This window comes from Quisquiliibacterium sp. (assembly GCF_982640115.1).
Map to the genome: position 1 here is coordinate 1 of NZ_CEXFHW010000284.1, position 3,251 is coordinate 3,251.

The window sequence follows — 3,251 nt, forward strand, 5'->3', positions numbered from 1 at the left end:
GACACCGCCGGCGGCATGGCCCGCGGCACCCTGAACAACTGCGGCCACGGCAAGACGCCCTGGGGCACCTACCTGGGCTGTGAAGAGAACTGGGCCTTCTATTTCGGGATGACGGCCGGCGGGGCCGCCCTCTCTCCCCGTGATCTGGCTTCGCGGCGGCGCTATGGCGTGGTCAGCGCGCCGCCCGCTGCGAATCTCCAGCGGACGATCAGCCAGGGCTGGCACACGGTTTCCGCCACCGACGACCGCTTTTCGCGCTGGAACGCCGCAGCGCCTGGCCGCAACGCCGAGGCCGACTTCCGAAACGAGGCCAACACCTTCGGCTACAACGTCGAGATCGACCCGCTGGACGTCAACGCCACGCCTGCCAAGCGCGTGATCATGGGCCGGTTCGCGCATGAGGCCGCCGTGTGCAGCCTGCCTGAGGCGGGCAAGCCCCTGGCCTTCTACATGGGCTGCGACGCGCGCAACGAGTACATCTACAAGTTTGTCAGCACCGCCGCCTGGGACCCTAAGGACATCGGCGGCGGCATCGCGGCGGGTGACAAGTACTTGAACGAGGGCAAGCTGTACGCAGCGCGCTTCGATGCCAGCGGCCAGGGTGAGTGGGTGGAACTGACCTTCGCCGACCCGCGCATTGCCAACTTCGCCGGCTTCAAGTTCGAGAACCAGGCCGACATCTACATCCACACCCGGCTGGCGGCTGACGCGGTGGGCGCCACCAAGATGGACCGCCCCGAGTGGGGCGCCGTCAACTACCGCAACGGCGAGGTCTACTTCGCGTTGACCAACAACAGCGCGGCCAACCGCACCCCAGGGCGGGTGGATGCCGCCAACCCGCGCGCCTACATGGACGTGGATGGCAAGAAGGGCATGGGCAACCCTAACGGCCACATCATCCGCTTCCGCGAGGACGGCTTTGCAGCCACCTCGACGAAGTTCACCTGGGACATCTTCCTGTTCGGTGCCGAAGAGGATGCTGGGGAGGCGAACCTGTCCAAGCTGACGGCCGGCAACGCGTTTTCCTCCCCCGATGGCCTGTGGTTCAGCAAGGCCACCGGCATCTGCTGGATCCAGACCGACGACGGCGCCTTCACCGATGAGACCAACTGCATGCTGCTGGCGGCCATTCCGGGCAGCGTGGGTGACGGCGGCAAGGTCACGGTCAAGAACAGCATGGTGGTGAGCGGCGCGACGGTCACCGGCACCCAGGAGACATTCCTGGGCGCCGCGCTCGGCGAAACCAAACTGCGCCGCTTCCTGGTGGCGCCCAAGGGCGCCGAGGTGACCGGCCTGACCGAGTCACCCGACGGCAGGACGCTCTTCGTGAACATCCAGCATCCCGGCGAGAACACCGCCGCGCTGGGCAGCGCCGCCGACTTCACCTACGAGAGCCAGTGGCCGGGCAACAAGGCCTACGGTGCAGCCGGCCGCCCGCGTTCGGCCACCATCGTGATCACCCGCACCGACGGCAACAAGATCGGGGTCTGATCCCCGGCCGGGGCCGCCGTGAGGCGGCTCCGGCGAACATCGGTGTGCCCGGGTGACCTGGCAACATCGGCCGCAAGCTTTCAGGGCGCAAGACCCGGCCGTGAACATCAGGCCGATCATCCCTCGGGCGCAGTTCAATTCACCGTCGCCCCCGACTCCTTCACCACCTTGGCCCAGCGCACGATCTCGGCGCGGATGAACGCATCGGCCTCGGCGGGGCTGTTGCCCACGATGTCATAGCCGAAGCCCTCGATCTTCTCGCGGGCCTCGGGGGCCTTCATGGCGCGGATGATCTCGGCATTGAGCTTCTGCACGATGGGCGCCGGCGTGCCGGCAGCGGCCAGCACCGAGTACCACACCGACACATCGAAGCCCGGCACGCCCGACTCGGCCACCGTGGGCACCTCGGGCAGGATGCGCGAGCGCTTGCTCGAAGCCATGGCCAGCGCGCGGAACTTGCCCCCCTTGATCTGCGGCAGCGAGGAGGAAAGCGAGTCGAACATGAAGTCCACCTCGCCACCGAGCAGACCGATGATGGCCGGGCCGCTGCCCTTGTAGGGCACATGGATCATGTCCAGCCCGAGCTGCGACTTCAGGTACTCCACCGACAGGTGGCTGGTGTTGCCAGGGCCGGCCGAGGCGAAGGTGAGCTTGCCCGGCCGCGCCTTCGCGGTGGCGATCAGGTCCTGGAAGCTGCGGATGGGCGACTGGGCCGGCACCACCACCACCAGCGGCAGGGTGGCGGCGATGGTGATCGGGGCAAAATCCCTGACCGTGTCGTAGGGCAGCTTGGGCATCAGCGTGGCGTTGATGGCGTGCGCCGAAAGCATCATCACGATGGTGTGGCCATCGGGGGCCGACTTGGCCACCAGATCGGCGCCGATGGTGGTGCCGCCCCCTGGCTTGAAATCGATGAACACCGACTGGCCGAGGTTGCGGGTGAGCTCCTGCGCGATCGGGCGGGCCAGGATCTCGGAGCTGCCACCGGGCGCGTAGGGCATGACGAAGCGGACGGGTCTGGTCGGAAACGCCTGTGCGAAGACGGCGGGCGCCGGCGCAGTGAGCGCGGCGGCGGCAAGCAGGACCTGGCGGCGATGCATCGTGAACGGCTCCTGAGGCAAGACAGAGGGGGCGCGGCGGAGCGCCCGCTGCGCACTGCTATCGTACCGGCATGGGCATCTACCTACACAAGATCCTGCCGGTCCTGATTCTGCCCACCGGGCTGATCATCCTGCTGCTGCTCGGCGGGCTGCTGCTGCGGCGGCGCTGGCCGGTGTGGACGGCGCTTGCGCTGTTCTGGCTGTGCAGCACGCCGGTGCTCTCCGATGCGCTCATGACCCTGGTGGAGGGCCGCGGTCCGCGACTGGAGGCCGCCGAGATGCCGGCGGCCGATGCGATCGTGGTGCTGGGCGAAGGGCGCGACATCGCGCCGGGGCCGGCCGCCGTGAGCGAGTGGACGGATGGCGACCGCTTCTGGGGCGGCATTGCGCTCTACCGCGCTGGCAAGGCGCCGTTGCTGGTATTCACCGGGGGCTGGGCACCCTGGGCGCCGGGCGCCCCGCCCGAGGGCGATGTGCTCATGCGCCACGCCCGGCTTCTGGGGGTGCCGGAGATCGCACTTCACACCACGGCCAAGGTGGTGAACACCGAAGCCGAGGCCTATGCGGTGGCCCAACTGCTGCAGCAGAAGTCACGCACCCGGGTGCTGCTGGTGACCTCGGCCTTCCACATGCCACGGGCGCTGCACCTGTTCGAGGAGA

At 68.3% G+C, this 3,251-nt stretch carries 3 protein-coding genes; 2 read left to right on the forward strand and 1 reads right to left on the reverse strand.

From position 1 onward, the window contains the following. Positions 1 to 1,491: PhoX family protein (locus AC2H6A_RS18950; RefSeq protein ID WP_484275274.1), on the forward strand; the 1,491-nt coding region annotated here is incomplete at its 5' end. Between the two features lie 134 nt (positions 1,492 to 1,625). Here AC2H6A_RS18950 and AC2H6A_RS18955 read toward each other — a convergent pair. Continuing rightward, a complete protein-coding gene (locus AC2H6A_RS18955; RefSeq protein WP_484275275.1) occupies positions 1,626 to 2,591 on the reverse strand; it encodes a tripartite tricarboxylate transporter substrate binding protein in 966 nt (321 codons plus the stop codon). 71 nt (positions 2,592 to 2,662) lie between these two features. Between AC2H6A_RS18955 and AC2H6A_RS18960 the strand changes: the two genes are divergently transcribed. Then, positions 2,663 to 3,251 (forward strand): YdcF family protein (locus tag AC2H6A_RS18960; RefSeq protein ID WP_484275276.1); only part of this gene is annotated, 589 nt, incomplete at its 3' end.

Bases quoted from the DNA above. Each gene is read 5' to 3' on its own strand.
- AC2H6A_RS18955 (WP_484275275.1), bottom strand. From the start codon at position 2,591: ATGCATCGCCGCCAGGTCCTGCTTGCCGCCGCCGCGCTCACTGCGCCG.